The sequence below is a fragment of the Candidatus Eremiobacterota bacterium genome, from assembly GCA_031082125.1.
Taxonomy (GTDB): domain Bacteria; phylum Vulcanimicrobiota; class CADAWZ01; order CADAWZ01; family Ess09-12; genus Ess09-12.
The window spans coordinates 15,980-38,869 of sequence record JAVHLM010000014.1; the positions used below are offsets into that span (position 1 = coordinate 15,980).

Sequence of the window (22,890 nt, forward strand, 5' to 3'; positions counted from 1 at the left end):
TCAGTGACAGGAAGCAAAGATGTGCGGCATAACAGGCTTTTACTATTACGGAGAAAATCAGGAGCTTGCCTCCCGTGAGGACCTTGCGGCGATGAATGATACCCTGGCCCACCGCGGTCCTGATGAGGAGGGCCTTTTTTACAGGGAAGCCCTGGGGCTTGCCCACAGGAGGCTTTCCATCATTGACCTGTCGCCTACGGGGAGGCAGCCCATGGAATGCCCCGGGGATCAGCTCGTGCTGATTCTGAACGGCGAGATCTACAATTTCATGGAGCTCCGCTGCGAGCTCGAGGCTCTTGGCCATTCTTTCCGCGGGACATCCGATACGGAGGTGGTGCTTGCCTCATACCGTGAATGGGGCAGGGAATGCCTCTCGCGCTTTATTGGCATGTTCAGCTTTGCCCTGTGGGACGGGAAGGCCGAGGCCCTCTTTCTCGCCAGGGACCGCCTCGGCGTGAAGCCCCTCTATTACTATCACCACCGGGGGCATTTCGTCTTTGCCTCGGAGCTGAAGGCCCTTCTCAGGTACCCCTTTTTCAGGCGGGAGCTTGATATGGAGAGCTTGTACGAGTACCTGGTGTTTCAGTATGTGCCCGATCCCCGGACAATCTACCGCCATACCCGCAAGCTCTCTCCAGGCTCATTCCTTGTGCTGCGCCGCGGCGAGATAGAGATAAGGCCCTACTGGGATCTCTCTCCCCGCCATGAGGGCAGCGTTGACGAGGATGAGCTTCAGGAGCGCTTCAATGCCCTTCTTGACGACTCCGTGAGGCTGCGCCAGATAAGTGATGTGCCTGTAGGGGCATTTCTGAGCGGCGGGATAGATTCAAGCACCGTGGTAGCCTTTATGCAGGCACAGAACAGCATGGCGGTGAAGACTTTTTCCATAGGATTCAAGGAAAGCCTTTATGACGAGGCTCCCTACGCGAGGGAAGTGGCCCGCTGCCTGGGGACCGATCACCAGGAGCTCTATGTGACTCCCCGGGAGACCTATGAAGTCATCCCTGCCCTTGCCCGTTATTATGACGAGCCTTTTTCAGACTCCTCAGCCATACCGACCTACCTTGTCTCAAAGATGGCAAGTGAGGAGGTGAAGGTGTGCCTCTCGGGAGACGGGGGCGATGAGCTTATGGGGGGCTATAACAGGTATGAGCTGATGAGGCGCTGGAAAATGGTGGAGTCCATGCCGCTTGCGAAAGAGGCCGCCTCCCTGGTGGCGGAGCTTCCCGATTCAGTCCTGGCCCTGCTTGGCAGGGCTTTGAAAGGGCTTTTTTTCGGAAGGCTCAAAGTGCGCACCGATCCGGACCGCATCAGGGAGCTTGCGAGGACGCTGGGAAGATCCGCTCTCGACGTGTATCTCGGACTGGTCAGGATATGGGGCCCTGAAGAGGCCCGGAGGCTTCTTTTCAACGGTGTCTTTGACCTCCGGGGCACCATGTTCTACCGGTATGGGCAGATGTGGCAGCATGAAGGTGATCCCGCACGCTGCGCCCTTGTTGACCTCAAGACATATCTCGTGGGAGACATCCTCACCAAGGTTGACAGGGCAAGCATGGCGTGGGGCCTCGAGGTGAGGGTTCCCTTCCTGGACCATCGCATCGTGGAATTTGCCGTATCGGTGCCGTTCTCGCTGAAGCAGAAAGGTTCCGAGAGCAAGTACCTTCTGAAAAAGCTGCTCTACGAGAGGATTTCACCTGAGCTTTTCAAGAGGCCAAAGCAGGGTTTCGGCATCCCGATCTCACAGTGGCTCAGGGGTGAGCTGAAGTTCCTTGTCGATGAATATCTCGATGCCGCGAGGCTGAAACGGGAGGGCCTTCTTGACGGGAGCCTTGTCACGCCTATGGTGCGCGCCCATGAGGAGGGAACCGCAGATTTCGGCTACCGGCTCTATAATCTCCTCATGTTCCAGATGTGGCGGGAAAAATACCTTTGATCCCTCAGGAGAGGGCGTTCCTGATCCGTTTTTTCAGTTCCCCGGCGGCCCATGGTGCGCCGGCAATCCTCTCCAGCAAGCCCGCGGCGTGAGATGAGCCGCTGCGCCACGCTGAAAGAAGATATCTCACGGTCTCCCCGGGCGGATCGAGGGCCAAAGCTGCGGGCTCGCCTTCAGTGATGGCCTTCCACAAGGTGCATACGGCAAAGAGGAAGTCCTGAAGATCGTCGTGTAGGGGGAGGGCCGGAGTTTCCTGAGATTTTTTCAGGACCAGGAGCAGCGATTCGGTGATGGAGCCGAGCAATGAGAGCTCCCGGGGTGTATGTCCCCCCATTTCTGCCATTTCCTTGAGATTTCTGAAAAGCACTGCGTCAGGAACCAGGAACCGGGACTCTTTCAAAGTCCTGGAAGCCTGCCAGTGTCTTGCCACATGGGCAAAGAGGCTGAGAATGCTCTCCCTTGAGCCGTGCTGGTCTCTCTTCCCTGCAATCTTGGTGAGGATGAAGAGAGTCTGCGCCACGTCATCCCAGCTCCATGGATTTCTCTCGTATTCCCCGAGGAACCGGGACGATTCGCCTGCCAGGGCGTCATTCCTCATTATCTCCCCTATCGTGGGGGAGGTGAGCTTAAGGGCGATTTCCCGGGAAAAGAGCGCTACAAGCTCTCCGGTGCAGGTGAGGCTTCCCCTCCCCAGGAAGAGATTGAGCTCTTCCAGCAGGGCGGAAAGCTCATCGGAGCGGATATCCTTCAGCTTCAGCCTCTCCAGGATAAAGTGCTCTCCGAAGGCAATTCCCCTGTCGGTGAGACACGCGGCATCGAAGAGCTGGAACAGTATCCTTATCTTTACGGTGAATGGAAGGGTGAGCCTCTGGAGGGCCCGTTTCAGGAAGGCCGTCACCTCGGTCTTTTTCCACGGGGCGGAGCGGAATATGATGCCAAGGGTCTCAAAGGCAACAGTGGAGAAGGCTTTCCTCTCCCTCGAGAGCATGAGCAGGAATTGTATGATATCGGCGGGGGGGGGTGAATTCTTGCCATGAGTATGGGCTATGAGGGTTCCGAGGAAGATCAGGTGATCCGAGATCTCCTCGTCAAGGGCATAACGCTTCTTCACCAGTTCGAAGCATATCCTTACTGCCTGCGGTGCAAGCTTTATCAGGACGGAAAAAAGGGCATCCCGCTCCTCGTCGTACTGGTAGGAGGTGAAGGTCCACACCGAGGCCTCTATGAGGGCCATCGGGTCGGCGATTGCCTGGGAAAGCACCTCTCTGTCATGGAGTATTTTCAGGCGGAGGAGTTTCTTGAGGGTGACCTGGTCAACAGAGGTGATCTCTGAGACGAATATCTTCAGAAAGGCCTCCTTTCCCTCTATAATACCCTTTTTTAACCAATAGTATTCATTCCAGAGCTCGATGATGAAGAATCTCATCTCGGGATCAAGGATTTTGTAAAAATCATCGGAGGACATGGCGGCCAGCGATCGGGGAGCAAGGCGCAGCATTGCCGTCTTGAGCATGTTCTGCAGATGGGGGTGCCTTATGCCGTTCCTGACAAGTTTTTTTGCAATGGCGATCACCTGGTCTCCCTGGGGAGGCGTGAGGGAAAGGGGGGAGAGAAACCACAGGATCACGATGCGGTGCTCCGCGGGGTTGTTCTTCTCCGCTTCAGCGAGAAGGGTGGCGCTGAGGAGGGGATACTCCCCCCCCGCGGAGAGCAGGAGGTCCCTTACGGCGTTGAGCTCTTCAGGGGAGTAAAAGGCGCTATGGGCAAGGATATTTCTTATGAACGCCTTCATCTGCTGAGGGTAGTGGGCGATGAGTGACGAGAGCTCCCGCAGGTTCTCCATCAGGAGAGGAAGGTTTTCGGCGGTTCCCAGGAGCCTTGTGAGGAGGAGGAGCAGGATTTCTCCCCATTGAGGCTCTTTTCTCGAGAGGACCTCCTGAAGGATAAACCCGAACTGCTCTTTTTTCCGGTGAAAATCATTCTCATTGAGGAACTGCTCGAGCATGAGGCCGAAATCGCCGTCAATGGTCTCTTTTATCACCGTGGCGCAGGCCCGCCATATCTCGGGTTTGTCCTTGGAAAAGGCTGCCACAAAGAGGGCGCTGGGGTCCCTTGAAGAGAGGAGGATTATCCTGGTGAGCTTCCTGAGGCTCTCAACGATGACGGTCGGATCGTCGGAGTCCAGGAAATTGAGAGCCATCTCCTCGAGATAGCGCCTGTCCGAGAGGATGCTGTGAGGCGAGATGGACGTGGGGGCGAGAAGGTTCGCCGTGGTGAACTGCTGTGTTTGCACGATTTCCATCGTGCCGCCGGGAGAGGGGTGGATGATTTCCTCTTCAAAGGGCGAGATGATTTTTACCAGTCCCTGCTCTTCCTTCACCGAAAAAGTCTCGGTCATACCAGATGCCGCGATGAGCAACTTTAATGCATCAGCCCTCTCATGTGAGGCATCGACCATTTCCCTGGAGAGGAAGAGCCTCTCCCCTGCCGATCCGGGCGGTGCGTCCTCGAGGGCTGCCAGGGAGAACTGCACTCCTTTCACGGAGAGCGCAAGAATCCTGGCTCCGAGTTTCTGGCTTATGACAAGGCCTTTCTGCCTGAGGAATTCAACGCACTCTGCGCTGCTTGAAAGCCCCGCAGGGTTAAAAGAGAGTATCAACGGCCGTCACCTCAGCTCTGTTTTTCTGGTGATTTTTTCCACGTAGGCTTCCAGTTTTTCCGTAAGGCATTTCAGGAGCTCTGTTGAGAAATCTGCAATCTGCGCTTCGGAAAATCCAAATCTTCTGAGCTCCCGGTAAAAGGAGAGGGCAAAGTCCTTTGCCATCACCTCTGACCGGGTATTGAGAGGAAAGCTGATGGTAATTGGTATCCTGTGGGTCTGCACCTCCTCGAGGAGTTCTTTCGGGATATACCCTTCACCGCCGAGTATCACCGGTTCATGCTTCGCCATACGAGGCCCCCCTTGCGCTATCCTCTTTTCCCGCCCTTAAGTATACCACAGATGAAGCCTTTTGGGAATATTCAGAGGATAAAGAGCAAAGCGTGCGAATTTTTTAAGTGAAATGAAAAAAATCGCATTGTCCCCCGGCATTCTCATATGGGCGCTCTTTCTGATCCTCTGTGGTATCCTGCCTGGTGCCGCAGGGCCGGTCCAGGCAAAAACCGTCACTCACGTGCAGATCGAAACCAGTCCAACGGCAGTGAAGCTCACCGTGGACTCGTCGGTGCCCCTCTCCTGGAAGCTGACGCTCAGGGAAAAGGCCCAGAAGGCCATTGTGCTCCTCATCTCACCCGTCGTCTTTGACCGCCAGGCAAAGAAATCGATCTCCGTCAATGCCGGCCTTATAAGAAGGTTCACTTTCTCTCCCAGGGAGAAGGAGCAGTCCCTCCTCATCGCCATTGATGTCGTCTCGTTCCCCGAATATGCCGTCCATGAGAAAAATGGAAAACAGAGGCTTGTGCTGATCATGGAGAGGAACATATTTCTTGGAGGGAAGAAAGGCGGGCCTGTGGCAGGCGTGCGGAGATACCGTCCCGGTGAGAGCGTTCTCGAGGACATGGCAGTGATGCTGGACGCCTCGGTGAAAAGAGGTGGTGAGCCGGCGCTCCCCATTGAAAAAGTGCCGGTGGCTGACAAAAAAAGAAATATCAAGGAGAACCTTTCCCTGGTATACGGCGCCACGGCAGGTGAGCCAAGGACGGTGCCGGCTCTTACGTCACCAGCCCTGAAAAAGCAGGGCAAGCCCGCCGTGGCGGCACTGATCCCTGTGGAGAAGAGAGAAAGCCTTCGTATAGAGTTTAAAAATGAAGAGATAGGCAAGATTTTGAAGTTTCTTGCCGACAAAATGGGCCGCGACCTCATTACGTCGCCCCAGGTGAAGGGGACTAAAAGCGTGGAGCTCTCCGACATGACGGCCGAAGAGGGCCTCCCTCTTGTCCTCAAAGGAACGGGCTTTGCCGCCCGCCTCCGGGGAAATATTCTTTTTGTCGGTCCCCCCGGGATCATTGATACCCTGGAGCCTCCCTCCATGGAAGAAGCGGAGACGGTAACAAGAATCTATGTGCTGAGGAAAGTGAGAATCGAGACGGTGCTCCCGGAGTTCACCAGAGTGTTCCCCTCGGCACGGTACGTCATGTACCGGAACCTGAACGCCCTTGAAGTCACTTCGGGAGCGTCACTTGAGGAGGCCATTGAAGGTTTCTTCACAGAGTGTGACAGTGCTCCCGGCGGCACCGGCAGATAAGGCCGGGATTCTCAGTACACCCTTGAGCTGTGCACTCTGATATGCACCTGGGGAGTCTCATCGGGAGGGCTTTCAGGAGGGACTTCAGGCTCTATCACGGGGCGGCTGCCATAGTCCTTCAGCCCGTACAGGCCTTTTCCGTACTTGATGAACACTGAGTTGCTCCCCTGTTTCCTCAGATCGCGGCTGAGCTCTGTGCTGATGCTGTCCTGGGGTGTCTTGCCCTTCGGCTCTATATAGCCCCTCTCAATGACGAGCCGTGCTATCTCCTCGTAATGGAGAGGCTTGCCTGCTTCCTGCAGGATAGTGATTGCAGCTTCTCTGAAGTTCATACCTTTATGCTCCTTGCGTGACTTCATCTCCCTCACCTGTATCATTTCACCCCTTGGGCCTCCTTTCCTTCATGGAGACTAAGCATGTCCCTGTCTGAAAATTAATCAAATGGTAACATGGAAAGGTTGTGCCTTCCCCCGGTATTGTGGTATTATAGTTGAGGGGATTCCGGGAGCAGGAGAAAAGCTATGAACTCATCACCGATTTCACCTTCGGGCGGCCCGCAGAACGTATCGGGCTTCAAGTATGTCGACGGGGAGGGCATCAAGGACGTCCACCCCTCGAAGATTGACATTGCCGACAAGATAGACCTGAATAAGAACGGTGTCATCGATGACAGGGAGCTCCGCGATTATCTGAAGAAGCAGGATATCCTGCGGGACCCTGAAAAGTGCAGCGTCGATGAAGAGAAGATAATTAGGGAGTTCAAGGATCACCTTGAGAACAAGCCCCTGGCACAGGCCAAAGCTTACCATACCTATGACCAGGCAGTAGAGGAGATGAAGGCCCTGGCCGACAAGCGGCCCGACCTCTGCAAGATGGAATCGGTGGGGAAATCCGCCGAAGGCAAGGATATCTGGGCCCTCAAGATAAGCAGGGGCGCCGGTGGCGATACAAGCGGAAAGCCCGGTGTCATCTTTACCGGCGTCACCCATGCCCGCGAATGGATCACCCTGGAAGTGCCCCTCTACTTTGCGAAAGGCCTCGTGGAAGGCTACGACGGCGATGAAAAGGTGCGCAAGCGTGTGGACAGCAGCGAGATCTGGGTCATCCCCATGGTGAATCCCGACGGGTATGAATATTCCCGTGAAGAGGACAGCTGGTGGCGCAAGAACCGCAACCCCATTTACAAAGAGGGGATCGAGCACAATTTCGAGGGGAACCTCACCCCTGCCGGCGCTCAGCAGCCCGTGGCCATAGGCGTGGACCTGAACAGGAACTTCCATGACGGCAATCCCGCCCATTTCGAGCTGTGGCGTCCCAAGGGCGATCTGCCTGACAATTATTATGATGATTTCTCAGCCACAAGCGACGACCCGCGCGACGATACCTACCGGGGCCCTGACGGCGCTTCGGAGAGCGAAGTGAAGTCCGTCATGAACCTCGAGCTCAGCAGGAAGAACATCAAGGGCGTCATTGATTTTCATGCCTACGGCGAGATGATTCTCTATCCCTGGGCCCATACCGATGAGCCCGTCGAGAACGTGGAGACCTACAAGGCCCTGGGCAAGAAGCTCAACGATTCCATGGGAGGGGGCTACCGCGTGATGCAGAGCTGCGATCTCTATCCCAACTCGGGCTCGTCGGAAAACGTGCACCATGTCAACAAGCGCATGACCTTCACCGTTGAAATGGCCCGCTCCTTCCAGCCCTCCGAAAAGGACATAGAGCCTACCTGCAAGAAGCTTGACAAGCTCTGCAACACCTTTGTGGACTGGGTCGTGGACCACCAGAACGAGATACCCTGGCCCGACAAGCCGCCGAAGGCCTGATTTACTCCGTCAGCACTTTTTCTATCTGCAAGGAAGCCCACTCAAGGTCTTCCTTTTTGATTACCAGGGGCGGCGCGAAGCGGATCACCTGACCGTGGGTCTCCTTGGCCAGGATGCCGAGGGACTGGAGCTTCTCGCAGAAGGGGCGGGCAGGCCCGGACTCTTTCTTTATCTCGAGCCCTATCATGAGCCCTTTGCCCCGGACTTCCCTGATGTGGGGGCTCCTGATGCTCCTGAGCCTTTCAAGGAAAAAGGCGCCAAGGTCGCTCGAGCGCTGGGGGAGTCTCTCCTCGATGATGACTTTCAGGGAGGCCATCGCCACTGCCGAGGCGAGGGGATTCCCGCCGAAGGTGGAGCCATGGTCGCCGGGCTTGAAGACATCCATCACCTCTCTGGATGAGAGGGCCGCCGAGACAGGGTACACTCCGCCGCCGAGGGCCTTGCCCACGATGAGCACGTCGGGCTTCACCTCTTCATGATCGCAGCAGAAGAGCTTTCCTGTCCTGCCGAAGCCTGTCTGGATCTCATCGGCCATAAAAAGCACCCTGCGCTCGCGGCAAAGGTCCCGGGCCTTCTTCAGATACCCTTCGGGCGGGATGTTGATCCCCGCCTCCCCCTGGATGGGCTCGACCATGAAGGCCGCCGTATCGGCCGTGATGGCCTTGCGGAGGGCTTCCAGATCGCCGTAGGGAATCACCTCGAATCCAGGCGTGAAAGGCCCGAAACCGTCGCGGTACTGGTGCTCCGAGGAAAAGCCGACGATAGTGGTCGTTCTCCCGTGGAAGTTGTTTTCACAGACTATGATATGGGCCTTTTCAGGCTTCACTTTTTTTACGTAATAGCCCCACTTTCTCGCCGCCTTGATGGCCGTCTCGACGGCCTCGGCACCGGTGTTCATGGGAAGGGCCGCTTCCTGCCCGCACAGCTCGCAGAGCTTCCCGAGAAATTTTCCCATCAGCTCGTTATGGAAAGCCCTTGAAGTGACGGTTATCTTCTCCGCCTGCTCCACGAGAGCTTTTAGTATGGCGGGGTGGCGGTGCCCCTGATTGAGAGCCGAGTAGGCGCTCAGCATGTCGAGGTACTTCCTGCCTTCCGCATCCCATACCCAGATACCCTCTCCCTTGACAAGCACCACGGGAAGGGGGTGGTAATTGTGCGCGCTGTATGATTCAGTTTCCTTTATTATGGCTTCTGTGGTCTGTGCCACCATGAGTATCGACCTCCTCGAGATAAGCGATAATTGAAAAAGCAGGTATCAATACGGCGTCTCTCTGAAAAATCCTTTTTGTCCCGGGACCTGGCATGGACAGGAAATTTCCCCGCGGCCTGTGAGGTCTGCCCTGTGGCCGGGCGCTCCTTCGAGAGGAAAATCATCGGATCTGGTGAATCTTCAGAGGTGAAAAGGCCATTTCGCACGAAAAGGATAACCACCAATGAGCATAACCCCGGAACAGCAAGAACTCTGTGACAAGGACAGGAGCGAAAAGCTCGAGATACTCAGGGAGCAGGAGGACCACCTGAAGGCCAAGAGGGAGGAATTCGGCCTCGAGCCCATCGATGACATCATCAAGAGCCTTCCTGAGGCCACACCTTCGATGAAGAAAGGTATCATATTCTCCCATAAGGATTTCCAGGGTATTGTCGAGGCAATCAAGGCCGGAAAGCCATGGGCCGTCGTCTCGGGGATCAACCCCTCTGGCCCGCTCCACCTGGGGCATCTTGCCCTCTTCAAGGAGAATCTGGCACTTCAGAAGCTCGGCGCCGAGCTCTTCATCCCCATCTCTGAAGATGAGAGCTACGTCTTCGACAAGGCGCCAAGCCTTGCAAAGGCCCGTTTCAACGCCTATGAGCATGTAATCCCGAGCATCATCGCCCTGGGCTTTGATCCACGAAAGACTCATATTTTCACCGGCGCCGACTACCCCTCCATCTACAGCTTTGCCCTGCATATCGCGCGGCATTTTTCCCTCAACCAGATCAAGGGGGTCTTCGGCTTCAGCGATGATATCAATGCAGGGGTGGTGTTTTACATGGGAGGCGTGCAGATGGCCCATATCCTGCTGCCGCAGCTTGAGGAGTTTGGAGGGCCCAAGCCCACAGTGGTACCTGTCGGGATTGATCAGCACCCCTATATTCAGGTTTCCCGCCGTTACGCGCGCAAGGCCGGAATGTTCCCCCCGGGGGAGCTCAACCTGAGGTTTCTCCCGAGCCTCGGAGGCCCCCGCACAAAGATGGCCGCCTCGGACCGGAGCACCTGCATATATGTCACCGATGAGGTCAAGGAAGTGAAGCAGAAAATAAAGACGGCTTACACGGGCGGAAGCCCTGTCCTTAAGTACCAGCAGCAGCATGGGGGGGTTCCCGACGTGTGCTCCGTCTTTGGCATGATTCTCTTTCATGTGCTTGACGGGGAAGCCGCGGGAGCACTCAGGCAGCGCTGTCTCGGTGGTGAGCAGATGTGCCGCGACTGCAAGGCTATTGCCACTGAGGGAATCGAGAAGGTGCTTCTCGAGCACCAGGAGGCACTCAAGCAAGCCCGGCCAAGGATAGGGGAGTTTATGATGAAGACGCCCCTCCGTTCGATTTTTTCCGAAAAGGAATAGTGAGCCATGTGGGAAAACAAGAACATTCTCGTAGGGATCGCCGGCGGGACAGGATCAGGGAAGACCACGCTGGTGAACGAGGTCATAAGGATGCTGGGCGGCGACGTGGCGCTGATCCCCTCGGACGCCTATTATCACGACAGGAGCACCCTTGAATACGAAGAGCGGAAAAAAATCAATTATGATCATCCCGAAGCCATAGAGGCAGAGCTGCTAGCCCGGCATCTTGAGATGCTCAAGCGTGATGAGCCCATAGAGCGCCCCATGTACGACTATGTCACCCATACCCGCAGGAAGGACACTGTGCATGTCGATGCCACGGAGATAATAATACTCGAGGGCATCCTTATCTATGCCATCCCTGCCATTAAGAATCTTGTGGATATAAGGATATATGTGGATACCGACTCCGACGAGCGCCTCATAAGGAGGATTGTAAGGGATGTCATGGAGAGGGGGAGAACCTACGAGGATGCCATGGAGCAATGGCGGGAGACCGTGGCGCCCATGCACAGCCTTTACGTGGAGTCTTCAAAAAAAGAGGCCCATATCATAGTGCCCCATGGCTATAACGAGATCGCCGTCGCAATGATTGTCGCGTTCCTTCAGAAATTCAGGAGCGACAGGCAGAAGAGCATGCAGAACAAGCACCAGGCATAGGTCTTTCCCCTATTTTCCCCTCAATAGCTCGCGGTAACCCGCGGAAGATCTCACCGGGGCCAGCAGCGGGTCATTCTCGATTCTCCGGAAATCCCTGAATCCGCCTTTCACGATTTTTTTCAGCGTGGCAAGCGCCTCGGCGGTCTTCCCCTGCTGGGCCTGAGTGCAGGCAAGGTAATAGAGGGAAAGGCCATCCCGGGCGTCGAGCTTGAGGGCGGCTCTGATGTATTTTTCCGCTTCACCGGTGTTTTTCGTGAGGAGCGAGAGCCGCGTAAGATAGCAGTATGCAAGGCTGTTTCCACTGTCCAGCTCTATGCTCTTTTTCAATACCTTGAGGGCTTCCTGGTAGTTTCCCTCGGTGATATAGGTCTGCCCCAGGATGCTGTAAGCAAGAGAATGTTCTGGTGAGGCGGCGATCCCCCTTTTCAGGAGCTCAACGCCCTGGTCCTTCTTCCCCAGGGCGAGATTGATAATTGCAAGGTTGCAGTATGCATCGCCGTTCCGGGGATTAAGGTCGATGGCCCTCTGGAGGTGAAACTCGGCTTTCTGGGCTTCACCTCTCTCCATCAGGACCCTTCCCAGCAGAGCATGAGCCTCGCCGTCGCCTGAATCAATCTCCACCGCTCTATCAAGATCTTCCATGGCGCTTTTGAGGCTTCCCGAAGCGAGGAAAGTCCTGGCACGGATCACATATGCCTTTGCCATCTTGGGATTGATCTCCAGCGCCTCTCTGACCGCCTTGAAAGCCCCCTCCTTGTCGCCCAGCTCCAGCAGAACCTGAGCGATGCCGAGCTGGGCGATTGGAAGCTTCGCAGTCAGGTCGATGGCCTTGCGGTAATTCTCATTGGCAGCGGTCCAGTTCTTCTCTGCCACGTTGGTTTCGCCCAGGTAGACATAAAAGCGGGCATTTCCCCCGTTGAGCTCTATGCCTTTTTTAATAAGGCTCCTGGCAGCCTCAATATTACCCCTTCTAAGCTCGGCCCTTCCTGCAAGCGCAGGGCCTTCAGGAAGTGAGGGATCAAGCTCCATGGCGCGCTCGGCCTCGGCGAGGGCCCTGTCATACTTCCCCCGGGCATAGAAAGCCTCGGAGAGATTGGCTCTCACTTTGGCTTTCTTGGAGTCCTTGATGAGGGCCTTTTTGCAGAGATCGAAGCCCTGTGCGATCTCGCCTTTTTCCAGGAGGGCGAGGCCCTTCATTGACATGGCAGGAGCATTTTCCGGTGAGAGCGCGAGGGCTTTGTCAAACTGCCCGATGGCCTGGTCCACCTCGCCTTTTTCCAGGTCCGCTGTTCCCGCCTGTACCAGCTTTTCCACCTGCCTGGCGGAGCCTCCGCAGCCTGTCAGCGGGAAAAGAAGCAACGCGCCTAGTAAAAAGAATGCCCAAAGCTTACTGATAGGAATCACCCCGACTCTCGCTGTGTAGTCTATCATACCATTCTCTTTGCGGGCGGGAATACCTCCTCTCAGTCAGTGCCCAGCGCATTTTTTGCGTTTCCAATGAAGCTTCTCACGCGGTCCGGGTCCTTTTTCCCCGGGCCTTTCTCCACGCCGCTTGACACATCAACGGCAAAAGGCCTGACTGTCCTGATGGCTTCCCTTACATTCTCCGCGGTGAGGCCCCCCGAGAGTATAAGGGGGATGCCGCCCCGGGCCGCCTCGCGTGCCCATTCCCAGTGAAAGGTCTTCCCGGTGCCTCCCGCACTGTCCGGGCTGTAGGAGTCAAGGAGCACCGCGCCGACCCTGTATGCCTTCATCGCCTCAAGGCTCTCCCTCTTCTTCATCCTGAATGCCTTGATGGAGAGCGGGAAAAAGGGGGCAACCTCCTCAGGTTTCTCGTCGCCATGAAACTGGAGAGCCTGGAGGGCGCACCTCCTCATGATATCTGCCGCCACGGCGGGATCTTCGTTCACAAAGACCCCGATTTTCACCGGGAAGGGGGGGAGGCTCCTGATGATGGCCGCCGCCTCCTCAGGCGTCACCTGGCGGGAACTCGGGGCAAAGACAAATCCCAGGGCGTCGGCTCCCGCCTCCACTGCCATGAGGGCGTCCTCCAGAGTGGTGATGCCGCATATTTTTACCTTTACCATGCCACAGGTCCCCTCTCCTCTCAATATACCAAGGCCCCGGCGCCCTGGTCCTCTTCCCCGTCTCCTGTTTACAATATTGACAAGATATGCTATTATAATGAATAGTTTTATAAACACAAGGCTGTCACCTTTAAAATAATGTAAGTTTTATACCATTTTGGATTGGAGGATTGAATGGGAATGGCACAGGAGGAAGTTACAAAGAAAGGCATTATTGAGAAATACAGGATTCATGAGCGGGACACCGGTTCGCCCGAGGTGCAGATTGCCCTCCTTACGAGCAGGATAAATCATCTCACCGACCATCTCAAGGTGCACAAGAAAGATCACCACTCCCGCCGCGGCCTTCTCATGATGGTGGGCCAGAGAAGAAGGCTTCTCAACTACCTGATGAGCAGAAACATTGAGCAGTATCGCGCCATGGTGAAGAACCTCGGCCTGAGAAGATAGCTGAAGACTTTTACCTCTGTCTTATGCCACTGCATGCCGCCATGTATCGGAAGTTCCGGGACATGGCTATTGCCTGTGGAGAGACTCAGGTGACGATTATATCTGTATTGGAGGAAAGCAATAAGTGAAGGTGCAGGAAAGTATGGGAGAAAAGCAATGCGTCATGGAAGTGGATGTGGCAGGAAGAAGACTTGTCCTGGAAACGGGGAAAGTGGCCAAGCAGGCAAACGGCGCCGTAATGGTTCGCTATGCCGATACGGTGGTGATTGTGACGGCAGTGTGCTCGGAAAGGTGCAGGGAAGGCGTTGATTTCTTCCCCCTCATGGTTGACTATGAAGAAAAGCTCTATGCCGCGGGAAAGATACCGGGTGGCTTTATCAAGAGGGAAGGCCGTCCCTCTGAAAAATCGATTCTCACGAGCCGTCTTATCGACAGGCCCATCAGGCCCCTGTTTCCCAAAGGGTTGAGGAATGACATGCAGATAACAGCCCTTGTTCTCTCGTCCGATCAGGAGAACGACGCCGATATCCCGGCAATCATCGGGGCCTCGGCGGCTCTCGCCATTTCAGACATTCCTTTCCCTGAAGTGATAGCCGCCGTGAGGATCGGCTACAGGGACGGCGTTTTCCTTGTGAATCCCACTTACAAGGAGAGGGAAGAGAGCGCCCTCAATCTTGTGGTGGCGGGGACAAAGGAAGACATCATGATGGTAGAGGCAGGAGCGGAAGAGGTATCAGAATCACTTCTCATGGAGGCTCTCAGGATTGGCCACGAGGAGATTAAAAAGGTCATCCGCACTATAGGGGAACTGGCGGGAAAAGTGGGGAAGCCCAAGCGTGAATTCCCCGTCTATCAGCCCAGCAAGGAGCTTGAAGCTCTGATGCGGAGGCTCCTCACGGCCAAGGTGGCGGAAGTGATGATCATTGCAGAAAAGGAAGCCCATGAGAATGCCATGGCAGCCATCAACAGGGAGGCATTTCTCGCGATTCTCCAGGAGACCATGGATGAAGAGGCCCGCGCTCCCTTTGTGGAGCTCCTCACCGACAGCAGGAACTTTGATTTCGACCAGATTAAAAAGACCATCGAGGAAGAGGAGTTCAGGCGCCTCATCGTGGAGAAAAAGATCCGCCCCGACGGGAGAACCCTCACTGAGATAAGGCCCATTACCTGCGAGGTGGGAATCCTTCCCAGGACCCACGGCTCAGGGCTTTTCACAAGGGGACAGACGCAGGTGCTGAATATTCTCACGCTGGGCACGATGAGCGAGGAGCAGATCCTCGATGGTATCGGAGGAGATGAATCAAAGCGCTATATGCACCAGTACAACTTCCCTCCTTTCTCCGTAGGAGAGGTGAAGCCCATGAGAGGCCCCGGGAGAAGGGAGATCGGCCATGGAGCCCTTGCAGAGAGGGCAATCGTGGGTATGATTCCCTCGGTGGAGGAATTTCCTTATGCCCTGAGGCTTGTCTCTGAGGTGCTGGAATCAAACGGCTCCACTTCAATGGCAAGTGTATGCGCAAGCACTCTCGCCCTTATGGACGCGGGGGTAAAGATCACTGCTCCCATCGCAGGGATTGCCATGGGCCTGGTCAAGCATGGCGACGGCTTTGCCGTCCTCACCGACATCCAGGGCCTTGAGGATTTCCTGGGGGACATGGATTTCAAGGTGGCGGGGTCGCGGTCAGGCGTCACGGCCCTCCAGATGGATATCAAAATCAAGGGCATATCCTTTGAGATAATGGAGAGAGCCCTTGCCCAGGCCCGCGATGCGCGGATGTTCATTCTCAACAAGATCGAGGAATGCATCAGCGCGCCCCGCGAGGAGCTCTCACCGTACGCTCCCAGGATCATCACCCTCATGATCAACCCTGACAGGATCAAGGATGTCATTGGCCCCGGCGGAAAGATGATCAATAAGATCATAGCGGAAACCGGCGTCAAGATAGACATCGAAGATGACGGCCGCGTCTTCATTGCGGCGGTGAACCCCGAGTCGGGGAACGCTGCAAGGAAATGGATAGAGGATCTCACCAGGGACATAGAGATTGGAGAGATCTACCTGGGAAGAGTCTCAAGAATTATGAATTTCGGCGCCTTTGTGGAGTTTCTCCCGGGCAAGGAGGGGCTCGTCCATATCTCGCAGCTTTCTTACCGCCGCATCCCCCGCGTTGAGGATGCCGTCAAGATCGGCGACGAGATCACGGTAAAGGTCATCGAGATAGACGACCAGGGGAGAATCAACCTTACGGCACGGGGGCTCTCGGCGAACCCCGAGGAGAACATCCCCCCGGATAACCTCGAGGAGGGGCCTCCCCGCAGGGACAGGGGCCCTTCAAGACCAAGGGGCGACCGCGACAGGGGGCGCCCGCCGCGCCGCGACAATAGATAGGTCAGTAGAGAGCATACCAGGCGTCATCATTGTAAACACCGAGCGGTGTGCAATCTGCGTCTGTATAAAGGAGAGGATATAAAGGGAGTTTTTTTCACGGCAGTTCAGGTGCCTTTCCGGCGATCGGCGTCGCCGGAGAGGGAAAAGGGAAGTTGGTTTAAGTCCAACACGGTTCCCGCCACTGTAAATGGGGAGGGGGCCTGCAGCACGCCACTCTGAAGGCAGCACTCGGTGCTGCCGGCAGGGGAAGGCGCAGGCCCGTGGTGATCCATAAGTCAGGAAACCTGCCTGGATTGTGCCCGGAGGACCTTCGGAGAAAAGGTTGAGGGATTATTGCGATCCTCGGCTTTTTCAGTGAAGGCTGGGGATTCTTGTTTTATGGAGAGGCTTATGGGTTGCAGGTGGGCCGGGAGTACAATCCCGGGAAGAGCGGTGAGAATAGGAGTGCTTGTCCTGGTGCTGGTATGGGCGCTCCATGGTATGGCCATTCCCGCGGGCAAAGGCTATTCGGTGAAAGACTCTTCGGGGAATATTCTCGCCTTTCCCTCTGTTCCCCGGCGGATAATATCGACAGCGCCCAGCATTACAGAGCTTCTTTTTGCCCTGGGCGCGGGTAAGAATGTGGTGGGAGTGACGAGACATTGCAATTATCCGCCTGAAGCCCGCGGACTGCCCCGTATCGGCGACCTGCTCGTCAACATGGAGCAGGCAGTGAAGCTCTCGCCCGACCTTGTCGTGGCCGACGCCTCAATGAACCCCGATTCGGCCAGGCGTCTCAAGGAGCTCGGCATGCCGGTGCTGCTCCTCAAGTGCAATACCATAGAGAATTTCAGGAAGTCCCTGGAGATCCTGGGAAGTGCCACGGGGAACGGGAAAAGGGCCCGGGCCCTCATGCAGGACATTGACAGGAGGATAAGGCTCGTGGAAAAAAAGGTCGCTGCCCGGGGCAGGGTGCCCGTGAGGGTCTTCGTGGAGATCTGGGACTCACCTCTCATGACGGCGGGAAAAGAGACTTTCTTCCATGATCTCATCACCCGTGCCGGCGGGATAAATGTCGCCGCTTCGGCAGCCTCGCCATACCCCAGGGTGGGTGCTGAGTTCGTCGTGGAGCAGGACCCCGAGGTGATAATTCTTACGACTTCGCAGCGTGAGGAGGTCCTCAGGAGGAGCACCTGGCAGTCTGTTTCAGCCGTGCGGAGCGGGAGGGTCCATCATATCGATCCCGACATAATCGCCCGTCCCACGCCCAGAATGATCGAGGCCCTGGAGCTCCTGGCACTCTGGATCACCCCTCCCCAGAAGACCTTACTGCAGGACAGGAAATCCCCCCTGCCCCCGAAGTGCAGCTATACCCGGAAGATGAGGTGATGATATGGAGAGAAGGCCTCTCTGGCTGAGAATCGGCGCCTTTTCTGTCCTCTTTTTCCTGCTTTTTTCCCTGGTTTTCGCTGCAGCCCTCACGGTGGGGACGGTGCCCATAAGCTTTCAGGAAACCGCAGGCCTTCTTGGTGCCTGGCTGCACGGAGAACGGGGCGCGATGAGCCCCCATGGCGTCATTCTTTTCCAGATACGCCTTCCCCGCATCATCCTCTGCGTTCTTGCAGGCGCTGCGCTCTCCATGGCGGGGACAGCCTTCCAGGCCCTCCTCAGGAATCCGCTGGCCGATCCCTATATTATCGGCACCTCGTCGGGTGCCGCCCTTGGAGCCTCCCTCTCCATTGTATGGGGTTTCGGGCAGCCCATAGGGGGGATCTCTGCGGTCCCTCTCATGGCTTTTCTGGGATCCCTTGGCGCCATGCTTCTGGTGTACGGGATCTCCCTGAGGGAAGGGAGGCTCCCCCTTGACACCTTTCTGCTCTCCGGCGTCATCGTGGGAGCCTTTGCCGGGGCCCTTATCTCTCTTCTCATGACAGTCGCAGGCGAGGACCTCCCGCGGATTGTCTTCTGGCTTATGGGGAGCTTCTCAGGGAGGGAGAGCTGGAGCTACGTCGCACTGATGGCGCCATACTGGCTCCTGGGGACTCTCGTCCTTTACGGGTGCTCCCACCACCTCAACGTGCTCTCCATGGGAGATGAAGCGGCGTCAAGCAGGGGGCTTCCCGTGGAGAAGGCGAAAGTCATCATCATATTCTCCGCTTCTCTAGTGACGGCGGCAGCGGTGTCGGTGTGCGGCCTCGTGGGCTTCGTAGGCCTCATGATACCTCATGTGATGAGGAGGATTGTGGGGCCCGATCACCGCCTGCTCCTCGTGGCAAGCCTTTTCGGAGGAGCCGTCTTTCTTATGGCTACCGACACTGTTGCGCGCACCATGTTCGCTCCAGAGGAGATTCCCGTGGGAGTCATCACGGCACTCTGCGGGGCACCCATATTTTTCTGGATTATGAAGATGAGAAGGGACCGACGCGAGGGGTAAGGAGGTTGCCGTGGGACAGCTTGAGGTGAAAGATCTCGATTTCCGTTATGGGCGCCACGAAGCCCTCAGGAGCGTGACACTCTGCTTTGAGGGGGGATTGATCCATGGCGTGCTGGGCCCCAACGGCTCGGGAAAGTCAACGCTCTTGAGGCTTCTTGCAGGCGTGGCCGCTCCCGCCCGGGGAGAGGTCGCCTGCAACGGGGCTGCCGTGTCGGCTCTGAGCCCCCGGCAGAGGGCGCGCCTCATCAGCTTTGTTCCCCAGGACTTTTACGGCGAGTTCCCTTTTCCCTGCCGCGACTTTGTCATGATGGGCCGCTTCGCGCACCAGGGCGCCCTTGGATTTGCCACGGCCCGCGACGAGGAGGTGGTAAGGCAGGTCATGGCCTTTACGGGGACCCGGGAGCTCGCTGACCGCGCCGTGACAGCCCTTTCGGGGGGAGAGCTCCAGCGGGTGATGGTTGCCCAGGCCCTGGCCCAGGAGGCGTCAATTCTTCTCCTTGATGAGCCCACGTCCCATCTCGATATCCGCTACCAGCTCGAGCTCATGGAACTGCTCAAGAAGCTGAATCGGGAACAGGGAATTACCATCATCACCTCGCTCCATGACCTGAACCTCGCCTCGGCATACTGCAGCCGCCTTGTCTTTCTTTCACACGGCGAGGTGAGAGAGTCAGGCCCCGTGGAGCAGGTCTTTACGGGGCAGATCATAGAGGAAGTCTTCGGGGTCTCTGTGAGGATACTCTCTGTGCCGGGCAGAGTGAAGCCCGTGCTTTTATACGGCACTGCAGCCGATGAAGCTTTGCCTTCGATCCCTCTCGAGGGCTGAAAGGATTCCCCGGGGTGGCTTTATCCCGGTGATGGCGCTTCCCTGGCAGCTTTGTGGGATACCATGAGATCCCCGATAAGGCCTCCGATATCGCCGCCGGCCCTGTTCCCGGTATAAACCCCTACCATCGTCCCGGCAAGGAGGCCTATGACGCCTCCCAGGGGGCCTCCCACGCTGAATCCTGCCATAACTCCCAGGTAGGGGCCCACGATTCCGCCCGCGAGAGAACCCGCGGCACCGCCGATTCCTATGCTTGCCGCCTTGGCAAGCGTGCCGATGGTGATATCCTTGCCCTCCTGAGGGGGCTTCTGCTGCGGGGCCTCTCCCTGGTGGGGAGCATGGTGGAATATCTTCTCCCTGATCCAGTTCCCAATTGCCGCCAGGGGGCCGCCTATGGCGCCGACGGTGCTCTGCACGACGGCGTTGCCCTGCTCGGCAGTGATTTCTCCCTTGGTGATGGCCCTGTCGAGGGCCTGTTTTGCACCGTCAACGGCAAGGCCTGCGACGCAGAAAAGCTTTGAAGCGAAGCACGCGCCTGCGGCGATGTTGAGGGTCCCGTCCATCTTTTTCTGCACGTCGCCAGACTTGTGGGCCTGCTCCAGCTCGCCGACACCTTTTATTATCTGCATGAAGCCAATCATGTAGGAGAGGAGGCTCACTCCCGTGCGGAGGTAGGGGATCCCTCCGAGCTTCTGGCCTATGTATTTCCCGGTTTCCCTGAAGGCTTTCTGGTCGATGAGCTTGTCAAAGGTGCCCAGCTTCTCCAGTTCCTCCATGCGGGCGTATTTCTCAGGGCACTGCTCTTTGAGCGTCTCGGGGTGGAGGTGGTAGTTGGCGTAAGTCTCGGCAAAGTCCTCCCAGTGGTTGGTCTTGGCATAATCGGAGATGTAAGGGGGCTTTCCCCACAGGGGGCTCTTTGAGCTCTCATGACCGAAAAGGCCGAAAAGGGCGGTGCCGTAGTCCTTGGTGTGGCCCGTCTCGTGGATGGTGACCGTTTCTGCCCAGTGGGGGGAGAGGTCCATCTGGGAGCGCGAGAGCTGGATAAGGGGATCGGCGGGGCTCCGGTAGGCAAGGCCCGCGGCGTCCTGGAGGTCAGGCAGTATCTCCATCCTGGTGACGGAGTTCACATCCTTGAGAGGGAGCTTGTCGAGGGTGTTCATCACAAACCCCGCCTCCTGGGAGGTCATCTTGTAAAACGAAGGGTAGATGAACTTGGGAAAGGCCTTGATACCCTTGGCAATAGTCTCCATGGTGGCGAGGGAGTCATTGAGGACCTTGTGCTCATCGAGGAATTCCGCGTGGGAGTGGGCTTTTTCACTTATGGCCGTCCCAAGGCGCTGGAGCCGCGTGGGAGCTGCGGTGCTCACCGCGGTGCCGGCCTGCCCGGCGGCCTCGCCAAGAGCCTTTCCGTCACAGATGAGTATTGAATCCTGCGGCTCGGCGGGCTCTCCCTCTTTTGCCGCTTCCTTCCTGGGGCTTTCGATGGGCTTTGCGCGGTCCTGGAAGTTCTGCGATACGTCTCTTATCATGGCGGCACTCTCCCCTGTACACAGTAAAATAAAAATCTCCCTTATAAGGATACCACCCCGTGATGATCTAATGCAATTAAGCAAATGTTACCATTTCGACAGGTTTTTCGAGGCCTGTGGCTGAATATTTACTGGAAGGCAGAGCACGGCAAGGAGGAGTCATGGAGGGGGAGCAGCATACCGAGATATGGGGAACCACTTTTCATCACGAGCTTGACGAGGCCGTGCTGGAGAATAACCTTATCAAGCTGAAGGCCATGCTTTCCAAGGATCCCTCGCTGATAAGCCACAAGGATAATTTCGGGCGCTCGCCTCTTCACAATGCCGCCCTCCATGGGCTTGTAGAGGTGCTCTCCCTCTTCATTGCTCATGGCGCCGACGTGAATATGCGGAGCAACAGTGGCAATATAGCCCTTCACCATGCGGCTTATATGGGCCATTATGATTCAGCAGTGCTTCTCGTGAAGCGGGGGAGCGACGTGAACGCAATCAACAGGGACGGCATGACGCCTCTCCACGATGTGGCCAAATACGGCCGCAACAAGATAGCAAGGCTTCTTATCGAAAATGGCGCCGAGGTGAATGCGGCGGAAAAGATCACCGGCTCTACGCCCCTCATCACGGCGTCGCGGTATGGAAATAAGGAGATCGTGTGGCTCCTTCTCAAAGGGGGCGCTGATGCCTCCCTCAAGAACAGCGCCGGTGACTCGGCCTTCGCCCTGGCGAAGCGCCTGGGCCACAGCGAGCTGATCAGGCTGTTCTCATCTGAAGGACGCGAAAAGTAAGTGAACGCTGCAAAATAAGGGAGGGGAGCCCTGATTCCCCGGAAAGAGAGGTATGATACTATGGCAAAAGCTGTAAGCTACCGTGAGCTGGGGCTCACCAACAGCAGGGAGATGTTCAGGCACGCCATCACCGGCGGTTTTGCCGTTCCCGGCTACAACTTCAACAACATGGAGCAACTCCAGGCCATCATAAAAGGATGCGCCGAGAGCAAGTCGCCCGTGATACTCCAGGTCTCCAAGGGGGCCAGGGAGTATGCCAACCAGACTCTTCTCCGCTACATGGCCATGGGGGCAGTCGAGATGGCGCGCAATGACTACGGGAGCAACATCCCCGTGGTGCTTCATCTTGACCATGGCGATACCTTCGAGCTTGCAAAGTCATGCATAGAGACAGGCTTTTCATCAGTCATGATAGACGGGTCGTCCCACTCCTTCGAGGACAATGTTGCCCTCACGAAGAAAGTGGTTGAGTTCGCCCACGGCCACGACGTGACCGTAGAAGGCGAGCTCGGTGTCCTCGCGGGTATCGAAGACGAAGTCTCCCACGAGAAGACCCATTACACAAGGCCCGAAGAGGTTGAGGAGTTTGTCCATAAGACAGGCGTGGACAGCCTTGCCATCTCAATAGGCACCTCCCATGGCGCTTACAAGTTCAAGGTGAAGCCCGGTGAGGAGCCCCCGCCGCTTCGCTTTGATATCCTGGAAGAGGTGGAGAAGCGCATCCCCGGCTTCCCTATCGTGCTCCACGGCGCCTCGTCTGTACTTCCTGAGTACGTGGCCATGATCAACAAGTACGGCGGCAAGATGGATGATGCCGTGGGAATCTCCGAGGCGCAGATCAGGCGGGCCGCCAGGGGCGCCGTGTGCAAGGTGAACATCGACAGCGACGGAAGGCTCGTGATAACGGCGATGATACGGAAGGTTTTCGGGGAAAAGCCCTCGGAGTTCGACCCCAGAAAGTATCTCGGGCCGGCAAGGGATGAGCTCGTGAAGATGATCATAAGGAAGAATACCGAGGTCCTCGGGTCGGCGGGGAAAGCCGACGAGATAGTGGGCGTCAAGGCTTAGCGCGAGAGGAGCCCGCCAGAAAGGCTGATAAAAAAGCCCCGTCATATGCGGCGGGGCTTTTTGTTCGTGAAGAGCGG

The 22,890-nt window shown here is 56.7% G+C and carries 19 protein-coding genes and 1 riboswitch; of the genes, 12 read left to right on the plus strand and 7 right to left on the minus strand.

The window, feature by feature from the left end:
- Window positions 1-19 precede the first annotated feature (19 nt).
- On the plus strand, window positions 20-1,933 hold the full coding sequence (gene asnB / locus RDV48_15950; protein MDQ7824295.1) for an asparagine synthase (glutamine-hydrolyzing): 1,914 nt from the start codon (window positions 20-22) through the stop codon (window positions 1,931-1,933).
- Window positions 1,934-1,937: 4 nt separating this feature from the next.
- Here the strand turns inward: asnB and RDV48_15955 are convergent, their stop codons facing one another.
- Together RDV48_15955 and RDV48_15960 are read right to left on the minus strand one after the other, a co-directional pair.
- Entirely contained in the window at window positions 1,938-4,592 is a 2,655-nt protein-coding gene (locus tag RDV48_15955; GenBank protein MDQ7824296.1) for a hypothetical protein, read from the minus strand.
- A 6-nt stretch (window positions 4,593-4,598) separates the two neighbouring features.
- Entirely contained in the window at window positions 4,599-4,883 is a 285-nt protein-coding gene (locus RDV48_15960) for a hypothetical protein (protein MDQ7824297.1), read from the minus strand.
- A gap of 112 nt (window positions 4,884-4,995) precedes the next feature.
- Between RDV48_15960 and RDV48_15965 the strand changes: the two genes are divergently transcribed.
- On the plus strand, window positions 4,996-6,177 hold the full coding sequence (locus RDV48_15965) for a hypothetical protein (GenBank protein MDQ7824298.1): 1,182 nt from the start codon (window positions 4,996-4,998) through the stop codon (window positions 6,175-6,177).
- An 11-nt stretch (window positions 6,178-6,188) separates the two neighbouring features.
- Here the strand turns inward: RDV48_15965 and RDV48_15970 are convergent, their stop codons facing one another.
- Complete coding sequence (locus RDV48_15970) at window positions 6,189-6,509, minus strand: winged helix-turn-helix domain-containing protein (GenBank protein MDQ7824299.1); 321 nt, start codon at window positions 6,507-6,509, stop codon at window positions 6,189-6,191.
- A gap of 189 nt (window positions 6,510-6,698) precedes the next feature.
- On the opposite strand from RDV48_15970, the gene RDV48_15975 reads away from it, so the two are divergent.
- Window positions 6,699-8,003, plus strand: a complete 1,305-nt coding sequence (locus RDV48_15975) for a M14 family metallopeptidase (protein MDQ7824300.1) — start codon at window positions 6,699-6,701, stop codon at window positions 8,001-8,003.
- A 1-nt stretch (window position 8,004) separates the two neighbouring features.
- Here RDV48_15975 and rocD read toward each other — a convergent pair whose 3' ends face one another.
- The gene (rocD, locus tag RDV48_15980; GenBank protein ID MDQ7824301.1) at window positions 8,005-9,213 is read right to left on the minus strand and encodes an ornithine--oxo-acid transaminase; all 1,209 of its coding nucleotides are present in this window, start codon (window positions 9,211-9,213) and stop codon (window positions 8,005-8,007) included.
- Between the two features lie 223 nt (window positions 9,214-9,436).
- Here rocD and trpS point away from each other — a divergent pair, with 223 nt between their 5' ends.
- Together trpS and udk are read left to right on the plus strand one after the other, a co-directional pair.
- Window positions 9,437-10,606, plus strand: coding sequence for a tryptophan--tRNA ligase (gene trpS / locus RDV48_15985; protein ID MDQ7824302.1), 1,170 nt, complete (start codon window positions 9,437-9,439; stop codon window positions 10,604-10,606).
- Between the two features lie 6 nt (window positions 10,607-10,612).
- Window positions 10,613-11,266 carry a uridine kinase gene (udk, locus tag RDV48_15990; GenBank protein ID MDQ7824303.1) on the plus strand — a complete coding sequence of 218 codons (654 nt, stop codon included), beginning with the start codon at window positions 10,613-10,615 and terminating at the stop codon, window positions 11,264-11,266.
- Window positions 11,267-11,275: 9 nt separating this feature from the next.
- Here udk and RDV48_15995 read toward each other — a convergent pair whose 3' ends face one another.
- Both RDV48_15995 and RDV48_16000 read right to left on the minus strand, forming a co-directional pair.
- The gene (locus RDV48_15995; GenBank protein MDQ7824304.1) at window positions 11,276-12,580 is read right to left on the minus strand and encodes a tetratricopeptide repeat protein; all 1,305 of its coding nucleotides are present in this window, start codon (window positions 12,578-12,580) and stop codon (window positions 11,276-11,278) included.
- A gap of 149 nt (window positions 12,581-12,729) precedes the next feature.
- The gene (locus RDV48_16000; GenBank protein ID MDQ7824305.1) at window positions 12,730-13,353 is read right to left on the minus strand and encodes a phosphoribosylanthranilate isomerase; all 624 of its coding nucleotides are present in this window, start codon (window positions 13,351-13,353) and stop codon (window positions 12,730-12,732) included.
- 180 nt (window positions 13,354-13,533) lie between these two features.
- On the opposite strand from RDV48_16000, the gene rpsO reads away from it, so the two are divergent.
- From rpsO to RDV48_16025, 5 genes are all read left to right on the plus strand, one after another.
- Entirely contained in the window at window positions 13,534-13,803 is a 270-nt protein-coding gene (gene rpsO / locus RDV48_16005; GenBank protein MDQ7824306.1) for a 30S ribosomal protein S15, read from the plus strand.
- A gap of 142 nt (window positions 13,804-13,945) precedes the next feature.
- Complete coding sequence (pnp, locus tag RDV48_16010) at window positions 13,946-16,192, plus strand: polyribonucleotide nucleotidyltransferase (GenBank protein MDQ7824307.1); 2,247 nt, start codon at window positions 13,946-13,948, stop codon at window positions 16,190-16,192.
- 89 nt (window positions 16,193-16,281) lie between these two features.
- Window positions 16,282-16,499, plus strand: a riboswitch (cobalamin riboswitch).
- Window positions 16,500-16,582: 83 nt separating this feature from the next.
- Entirely contained in the window at window positions 16,583-17,560 is a 978-nt protein-coding gene (locus tag RDV48_16015) for a cobalamin-binding protein (protein MDQ7824308.1), read from the plus strand.
- 4 nt (window positions 17,561-17,564) lie between these two features.
- Window positions 17,565-18,605: an iron chelate uptake ABC transporter family permease subunit gene (locus RDV48_16020; protein MDQ7824309.1), complete on the plus strand. Its 1,041-nt coding sequence runs from the start codon at window positions 17,565-17,567 to the stop codon at window positions 18,603-18,605.
- Between the two features lie 10 nt (window positions 18,606-18,615).
- Entirely contained in the window at window positions 18,616-19,431 is an 816-nt protein-coding gene (locus tag RDV48_16025; protein MDQ7824310.1) for an ABC transporter ATP-binding protein, read from the plus strand.
- Window positions 19,432-19,451: 20 nt separating this feature from the next.
- Here the strand turns inward: RDV48_16025 and RDV48_16030 are convergent, their stop codons facing one another.
- Window positions 19,452-20,960 (minus strand): hypothetical protein, encoded by a 1,509-nt coding sequence (locus tag RDV48_16030; GenBank protein ID MDQ7824311.1) that lies wholly within the window; start codon window positions 20,958-20,960, stop codon window positions 19,452-19,454.
- Between the two features lie 161 nt (window positions 20,961-21,121).
- Here RDV48_16030 and RDV48_16035 point away from each other — a divergent pair, with 161 nt between their 5' ends.
- Both RDV48_16035 and RDV48_16040 read left to right on the plus strand, forming a co-directional pair.
- Window positions 21,122-21,745, plus strand: coding sequence for an ankyrin repeat domain-containing protein (locus RDV48_16035; GenBank protein ID MDQ7824312.1), 624 nt, complete (start codon window positions 21,122-21,124; stop codon window positions 21,743-21,745).
- A gap of 60 nt (window positions 21,746-21,805) precedes the next feature.
- A complete protein-coding gene (locus RDV48_16040; protein MDQ7824313.1) occupies window positions 21,806-22,813 on the plus strand; it encodes a class II fructose-bisphosphate aldolase in 1,008 nt (335 codons plus the stop codon).
- Window positions 22,814-22,890 lie beyond the last annotated feature (77 nt).